Source organism: Halovulum marinum (assembly GCF_009697225.1).
In the GTDB taxonomy this organism is placed as follows: Bacteria; Pseudomonadota; Alphaproteobacteria; order Rhodobacterales; family Rhodobacteraceae; genus Halovulum; species Halovulum marinum.
On record NZ_WIND01000009.1, the window covers coordinates 132,273 to 139,404 of the forward strand.

The 7,132-nt window shown below is 70.6% G+C and carries 5 protein-coding genes; 3 read left to right on the plus strand and 2 right to left on the minus strand.

Annotated features, from left to right (window positions below; all coding sequences use genetic code 11):
* Window positions 1-66: 66 nt before the first annotated feature.
* Window positions 67-2,118 carry a transglycosylase domain-containing protein gene (locus GE300_RS12900; protein ID WP_154446981.1) on the plus strand — a complete coding sequence of 684 codons (2,052 nt, stop codon included), beginning with the start codon at window positions 67-69 and terminating at the stop codon, window positions 2,116-2,118.
* Window positions 2,119-2,223: 105 nt separating this feature from the next.
* On the opposite strand, the gene GE300_RS12905 is transcribed toward GE300_RS12900, so the two are convergent.
* Window positions 2,224-2,832 carry an MlaC/ttg2D family ABC transporter substrate-binding protein gene (locus GE300_RS12905; protein ID WP_154446982.1) on the minus strand — a complete coding sequence of 203 codons (609 nt, stop codon included), beginning with the start codon at window positions 2,830-2,832 and terminating at the stop codon, window positions 2,224-2,226.
* Window positions 2,819-3,565 (minus strand): MlaA family lipoprotein, encoded by a 747-nt coding sequence (locus GE300_RS12910; protein WP_154446983.1) that lies wholly within the window; start codon window positions 3,563-3,565, stop codon window positions 2,819-2,821. The genes GE300_RS12905 and GE300_RS12910 overlap by 14 nt, the downstream gene beginning before the upstream one ends.
* Window positions 3,566-3,758: 193 nt before the next feature.
* Between GE300_RS12910 and GE300_RS12915 the strand changes: the two genes are divergently transcribed.
* Both GE300_RS12915 and GE300_RS12920 read left to right on the plus strand, forming a co-directional pair.
* Entirely contained in the window at window positions 3,759-5,510 is a 1,752-nt protein-coding gene (locus GE300_RS12915) for a type I secretion system permease/ATPase (RefSeq protein ID WP_154446984.1), read from the plus strand.
* Window positions 5,507-6,958 carry an HlyD family type I secretion periplasmic adaptor subunit gene (locus tag GE300_RS12920; protein ID WP_233416985.1) on the plus strand — a complete coding sequence of 484 codons (1,452 nt, stop codon included), beginning with the start codon at window positions 5,507-5,509 and terminating at the stop codon, window positions 6,956-6,958. Before GE300_RS12915 ends, GE300_RS12920 begins: the two co-directional genes overlap by 4 nt.
* Window positions 6,959-7,132: the final 174 nt, after the last annotated feature.

Genomic DNA, 7,132 nt, shown 5'->3' on the forward strand with positions numbered 1-7,132 from the left:
AAAGCCGTCGTTCCCGGCTAGGTTGGGGCCGGGCAGACAGGTCCGGGCAGCAACAAGGCCAGACACATGGCCAGACCAGGCAAGAAGACACCGCCGCGCGGCAAGGCGCGGCGCAAGACCACCGGCACACGCAGGACGCGCCGCCGCTCGGCCGAGCGGCCGGCCCTGTTCGAGCGCGTGCTGCGCTGGCTGCTGTTCGGCGTGGTGCTGCGCACCGCCTGGTGGATCGGGCTGCGCGCCGGCGTGGTGGTGGCGGTGATCCTCGGCGGCACCACCTGGTACTACTACGAGACGCTGCCGCCGATGGAGCAGCTGCTGGACGGCCGCGACCGCGGCTCGGTCACGCTGCTGGACCGCAACGGGCGCACCTTCGCCTGGCGCGGCGAGCAGTACCAGACGCTGCGCGCCGCCGACGCCAGCCCGCACCTGGTCAATGCGGTGCTCGCCACCGAGGACAGGCGGTTCTACGATCACTTCGGGCTGGACCCGCGCGGCATCGTCCGCGCGCTGGTCAGCAACGCCCGCGCCGGCCGCGTGGTGCAGGGCGGCTCGACCATCACCCAGCAGGTGGCCAAGCTGCTGTTCTTCGAGAACACCCGCAGCCTGGAGCGGCACATCAAGCAGATCCCGGTCGTGCTGGCGATGGAGCTGAGATACTCCAAGGACGACATCCTCTCGATCTATCTGAACCGGGCCTATCTTGGCGCCGGCGCGCAGGGCTTCGAGGCCGCCGCGCGTCGCTATTTCAACAAGTCCGCGCGCAGCGTCACCCCGGCCGAGGCGGCGATGCTGGCGGGGCTGCTGAAGGCGCCGTCGCGCTATGCGCCGACCAGCGACATCGAGGCCGCGCAGGGCCGCGCCGACGTGATCCTGGGCCTGATGGAGGAGCAGGGCCGCCTGAGCCGCGTCGAGGCCGACCTGGCGCGGGCGCTGCCGGCCGAGCTGAGCGCCGCCGCCGCGGCGCGCGCCGGCAGCCATTTCGCCGACTGGGTGATGGGCTCGGGGCCGGATTTCCTGACCGGCGCGACCACCGAGGACGTGGTGATGGCGACCACGTTCGACCCGCGCATCCAGCGCGCGGCGGTGCAGGCGCTGGACGAGGTGTTCGAGACCAGGGTGAAGCCGGGCTCGAAGGCGCAGGCGGCGATCGTGGTGCTGTCGCCGGACGGCGCGGTGCGCGCCATGGTCGGCGGGCGCAACATCGGCCGCGCCGGGCAGTTCAACCGCGCCGCGCAGGCGCTGCGCCAGCCCGGCTCGGCGTTCAAGCCGATGGTCTATGCCGCCGGGCTGGAGGCCGGGCTGGACCCGAACAGCCTGGTGTCCGATTCGCCGCTGACCATCGACGTGCCCGGCTCGGGGCCGTGGAGCCCGAAGAACTACACCCGCGACTACCGCGGCGACATCACCCTGACCGAGGCGTTCCGCGACTCGGTCAACACTGTCGCGGTGCGGGTGTCCGAATACGCCGGCCGCGGCAAGGTCCGGCAGATCGCCCGCGACCTGGGCATCGGCCAGGACCTGGCGCAGGGGCCGGCGCTGGCGCTGGGCGTGTCCGAGATCACCCTGCTGGAGCTGACCGGCGCCTATGCCGCGATTCTCAACGGCGGCCGCCGGTCCGAGCCCTACGGCCTGCTGGACCTGCGCCTGAAGCAGGACAACCAGCTGCTGATGGGCACCGACCGGGTGCCGCCGGTGCCGGTGCTGTCCGAGACCACCGCCGGCCAGCTGGTCTACATGATGTCCGAGGTGGTGGCGAACGGCACCGGGCGGCGCGCGCAGCTGCCGGACCGGCCGGCGGCGGGCAAGACCGGCACCACCCAGGCCGCCCGCGACGCCTGGTTCGTCGGCTTCACCGGCGACTATGTGACCGGCGTCTGGATGGGCAACGACGACAACACGCCGCTGAGAGGCGTCACCGGCGGCGGCCTGCCCGCCGCGATCTGGCGCGAGGCGATGCTGCGCATCCACGAGGGCCTGCCGCCGTCGCCGCTGCCGATGCTGGTGCCGCCGCCGCCGCGCGGGCTGGCGGTCGCGGCGTCGGATGTTCGGCGCGCCGACCCGGTGGCCGAGAACATCCTGAACTCGGTGCTGAACTCGATCTTCGGCCTCAGCAACTGACGCCGGGGCTTGTGCGCGCCCCGGCCGGTCGCGGCGCGGACATCCGCGCACGCAACGGGGCGCCCGGTTGCCCGGGCGCCCCGTCGTCATTCCGGACGCGCGCGGTCAGCCGCGGCCGCGCAGGCTCTGAATGGTGGCGTCGAGGTTCGAGCGGTTCGCCTCGTAGATCGCGCGCACCTCGCTGCGCTCGGTGGTCAGCATCGACACGCCCTCGATGATCAGGTTGATCAGCTTGGTCGCGCCGCTGCGGTCGCTGACCTGCCAGTCCACCGCGAACGGCTGCCGGCCGGGCAGGTTGACCACGGTGTTGACCAGGATGCCCTTGTCGCCCTGGTCGCTGGCGCCGCTGACCGTCATGGAAGCGCCGCGATACTCGCGGAACTCGCGGCCGTACTTGCGCGCCAGATAGCCCTGGAACGCCTGCACGAACGCCTGCTGCTGCGCCGCCGAGGCGCTGCGCCAGGGCTGGCCCAGCACCGCGCGGGCGACCACGCCCATGTCGCCGTAGCGTGCCAGCACCTGCTCGAACTGCGCCAGCGCCTGCTCGGTCGAGGCGCTGGAGTTCACGATCGCCATGGTCTGGTCGACGACCTGCTGGATGAAGGCGCTGGCCTGGCTGGTGCTCAGCGCCCGCGCGCCGCCGGCGAGCAGGGTCAGGCCCAGCGCGGCGCCACCGGTCAGGACGTGGCGGCGGGTCGGGTCATTCGAATGCATAGGGATCCTCCAGATCTTCCGCGGCGGGGGCGCCTTGGTTCAGCGACGCCGACCGGTTTTGCAGATAGGCGATGCGGGCGGCGTTGTAGCTGTCCGCGCTTTCGTAGAGCAGCGATTCGATCAGCCGCGCGTAGTCGCTGCGCTGCTGCAGCGCGTTCGCCGCCTCGAGCGCGATGAAATAGCCCGAATAGTCGCGCAGCTCGGTCCAGCCCAGCGGATCGGCGACGAACCCCGCCACCAGGCCGACGCCGTCGCGCACGGTCGAGGGGCCGAACACCGGCAGCTCGATGTAGGGGCCGCTGTCGATGCCCCAGACCGCCAGCGTCTCGCCGAAATCGGTGGGCCGGTCGTACAGCCCGGCGTCGTCCGCCGGATCGGCCAGCCCGCCGACGCCGAAGAAGGTGTTCAGCCCGAAGCGGAACGCGGACGAGGCGGCGTCCTCGATGTCGCCCTGCAGCACATGATTCACGAAGTTCAGCGGCTGCTGCAGGTTGTTGGCGGCGTTCAACACGCCATCGCGCACCGGCTGCGGCACCACCTGCACATAGGTTTCGGAACCGGGTTTCAGCACATTGGTGTCGAGGCGCTTGTTGAAGGCATGGATCGCGCGGTTGGTGCGCTCGTACGGATCGGCGGCGTTGGCGGTGTCGCCCGGCGGCTGCGTGCAGGCGCCGGCGGCGAGGGCCAGCAGGACGACTGCCGCCCGACCGGCGGAATTTTGCGAGTCAATCATTGCGCCTTTCCAAAGCCTCCGAATCCATATACGTCCCGCGTCCGGGCGATAAAGTACCTTGTCGCAATTCCGCACGAATGTGATCTTTCGTGCCGACTATGACATATACTGCGAGTGGCACCGCGCCGCACGCGGCATTGTCGGGCCCGGCGCCCGCTGTCGCCCCTATGCCACTTCCGAGTTAGGACCGAACATGGCCAGACCACCTATCCAGTTTGCCGCCGACGCGGCCAAGGCAGAGCTGGGCGCCGCGATGGGACGCGGCCGCGGATTGTTCCTGTCGATCGCGCTGTTCAGCGTTTTCGTCAACCTGCTGATGCTGACCGGACCGCTGTTCATGCTGCAGGTCTACGACCGCGTGCTGGGCAGCCGTTCCGAGGCGACGCTTGTCGCGCTGTTCCTGCTGGTCGCGGCGCTCTATGCGCTGATGGGCGTGCTGGACTACGCCCGCGGCCGGGTCGCGGCGCGGATCGGCGCGCAATTCCAGTCCGACATGGACGCGCGCGTGTTCGACGCCATCCTGCGCCGCGCCGTCATCCCCGCCGAACGCGCCCGCCCCGCCTCGGGGCTGAAGGACCTGGAATCGGTGCAGCGGTTCATGAGCGCGCCGGTGCTGTTCGCGATCTTCGACATTCCGTGGACGCCGATCTTCATCCTGGCGATCTTCATCTTCCACCCGATGCTGGGCTGGCTGGCGGTGCTGGGCGGGCTGACGCTGATCGCGGTCACCCTGATCAACCAGGTCACCACCGCCCGCCCGGTGCGCGAGGCGGCGATCGCCCAGGCGCAGGCCGACGCCTTCGCCGAGGGCGTGCGCGACGAGGCCGAGTTGATCCAGGGCCTGGGCATGCGCCCGGCGGTGCTGCGCCGCTGGAAGCTGACCCGCGACCGGGCACTGGCCGAGCAGATCGCCTCGTCCGACAAGACCGGCACCTATTCGTCGATCACCAAGACCTTCCGCTTCTTCCTGCAGTCGGCGATGCTGGCGCTGGGCGCCTATCTGGTGCTGCAGGGCGAGATGACCGCCGGCGGCATGATCGCCGGCTCGATCCTGATGGGCCGCGCGCTGGCCCCGATCGAGCAGGCGATCGGCGGCTGGCCGCTGTTCCAGCGCGCCCGCCAGGGCTGGACCTCGCTGCGCGAGCTGCTGGCCAAGACCCCCGAGGTTCCCGAGCCGACCAAGCTGCCGGCGCCGCGGGCGATCCTGGAGGCGCACCAGGTCACCGTCGTGCCGCCGGGCGAGCAGCTGGCGACGCTGCGGATGCTGAGCTTCCGGCTGGACGAGGGTCAGGCGCTGGGCGTGATCGGCAACTCGGGCGCCGGCAAGTCGACGCTGGCGCGGGTGCTGACCGGGATCTGGCAGCCGGCATCGGGCAAGGTGCGCCTGGACGGCGCCACCCTGGACCACTACAGCCCCGAGGACCTGGGCCGCGCCATCGGCTATCTGCCGCAGGACGTGGCGCTGTTCGGCGCCACCATCGCCGAGAACATCGCGCGGCTGAACGAGCCCGACCCCGACAAGGTGGTCGAGGCCGCCAAGAAGGCCGGCGCGCACGAGCTGATCCTCAGCCTGCCCGACGGCTATGACACCCGCATCAACCCGGGCGGCAGCCGCCTGTCGGGCGGGCAGAAGCAGCGCATCGGCCTGGCCCGCGCGATGTACGGCGATCCGGCGATCCTGATCCTGGACGAGCCCAACGCCAACCTCGACGCCGGCGGGCAGGCGGCGCTGAACACCGCGATCCGCCGCATGAAGGAGCGTGGCAAGTCGGTGATCATCATGGCCCACCGGCCGTCGGGGATCGCCGAATGCGACCTGATCCTGGTGATGGAGAACGGCATGCGCAAGGCGTTCGGCCCGCGCGACGAGGTGCTGAAGAGCCAGGTCACCAACTACAACCAGATCGCCGGCGCCATCGCGCCCGGCGGAGGGAACGCGTCATGAGCGACGACAAGAAGCCGCTGCGGCTGAACATGCCGGTGAAACGCGGCGCGCAGCCGCCCGCGAAACTGGCCGAGAGCCTGCCCGCCAAACCGGACCGGCCGCGGCAGACCGGCAGCCCGGCGCCCGACGACACCCGCGTTCGCGCCAAGGGCGCCCGAAGCCCCTGGAGCCCGTCGGCCCCGCTGCGGCTGGGATTCGTCGCGCTGGTGGTGCTGGTCTTCGGCATCGGCGGCTGGTCGGCCGTCGCCCGGATCTCGGGCGCGGTGATCTCGTCCGGCATGGTCCAGGTCGAGGGCAACCGCCAGGCGGTGCAGCATTCCGAGGGCGGGCTGGTCGGCGAGATCCTGGTTCGGGACGGCGACCGGGTCCAGGCCGGCGACGTGCTGCTGCGGCTGGACGACAAGCTGATGCGTTCGGACCTGGCGGTGATCGAGGGGCAGCTGTTCGAGCTGCTGGCGCGCAAGTCGCGGCTGATCGCCGAGCGCGACGGCGCCGAGGACGTCGCGTTCTCGGACGAGCTGGTCGAGGTCGCCGAGACCCGCGACGAGATCCCCGAGCTGATGGAGGGCCAGCGCCAGCTGTTCCGCGCCCGGCGCGAGACCGTCGACAAGCAGACCAGCCAGCTGCGCGAGCGCATCGTGCAGACCGAGAACCAGGTCGTGGGCATCGAGGCGCAGATCGCCGCGCTGGCCACCCAGCGCGACCTGATCGCCGAGGAGCTGGAGGACCAGCAATCGCTGCTGGACCGGGGCCTGACGCAGCAGAGCAAGGTGCTGTCGCTGCGCCGCGAGAGCGCGCGGCTGGAGGGCGAGCTGGGCGAGCTGCAGTCCCGCGCCGCGCAGAGCAAGGGCCAGATCTCGGAGACCGAGCTGGAGATCCTGCGCCTGCAGGCCGACATGCGCGAGCAGGCGATCAGCCAGCTGCGCGATCTGGAGTACAACGAGATCGAGCTGCGCGAGCGGCGGCGCTCGACGCTGGAGACGCTGAGCCGGCTGGAGGTCCGCGCCCCGGCGACCGGGCTGGTCTATTCGCGCCAGGTCAACACCGTGGGCGCGGTGGTCAAGCCGGCCGACGTGCTGATGTACATCGTCCCGCAGGAGCAGCCGCTGGTGATCACCTCGCGGATCCCGACGATCCACCGCGACCAGGTGAACGCCGGCCAGCCGGCGACGCTGCGGTTCCCGGCCTTCGACCAGCGCACCACGCCGGTGCTGGAGGGGGTGGTGACCAAGGTCTCGGCCGACGCCTTCACCGACGAGACCACGGGGGTGTCCTATTACACCGCCGAGCTGCTGCCGCTGGAGGGCGAGTTGCAGAAGATCGAGGGCCGCGAGATCGTCCCCGGGATGCCGGTCGAGTCGTACATCCGCACCGGCGAGCGGACGCCGATGAACTATCTGCTGAAGCCGCTGACCGACTATCTGAACCGGGCGTTCCGCGAGAACTGACCGGCGCTGAAAACGGCGAGGATCGAGGCGGGGCGTCCGGGTGACCGGGCGCCCCGTCTGCGTCTGCGCCGGAAGCCTCCGGCGGGGATATTTGCGGAAGGGTCTATTCCAGCTCAGCGTCTGAGTGGGTTCATTCTGCACGATCTGAGGAGGATCTTGTAGAGATCCTGATCG